Here is a 461-nt window from a genome sequence, read left to right on the forward strand (position 1 = left end):
CGGCCGGGAAACCGCCGCGCCGATGGCTTCCTCAACATCCTCAGCAACCCCCACGTGGGGCTGCTCTTCCTGATCCCGGGCCGTGGCGACACGCTGCGAGTGAACGGCCGGGCTCGCATCCTCGCCGATGCGCCGTACCGCGACGCGTTCGCCGTCGACGGACATGTGCCGCGGCTCCTGCTGGAGGTCGCGGTCGAGCAGGTGTTCTTCCACTGCGCGAAGGCGTTCCTCCGCGCGCATCTGTGGAAGCCCGAGACGTGGAATCCCACGGCTGTCGCCTCCCGTGCTCGCCTCGCGAAGACTCTCGAGGGCGCGGAGAACTCGATCGAGGAGTTGGAGCGCTACTACGGTTCGGCCTACGAGGCCAACCTCTATCGCGGCTGAGCGGCGTCGCGGACCGCCGCGCCCTTGGCGCGGGCGGTGTCAGCGAGCGACTCCTGGAAACGCAGCATCGCCGCGGT

Annotated in this window: 1 protein-coding gene; it reads left to right on the forward strand. The window is 69.4% G+C overall.

The features are described from left to right. The coding region (locus D9V41_RS16340; RefSeq protein WP_208006910.1) for a pyridoxamine 5'-phosphate oxidase family protein at positions 1–384 on the forward strand (384 nt) is incomplete at its 5' end. Positions 385–461 lie beyond the last annotated feature (77 nt).

This window comes from Aeromicrobium phragmitis (assembly GCF_003674095.1).
Taxonomy (GTDB): Bacteria; Actinomycetota; Actinomycetes; order Propionibacteriales; family Nocardioidaceae; genus Aeromicrobium; species Aeromicrobium phragmitis.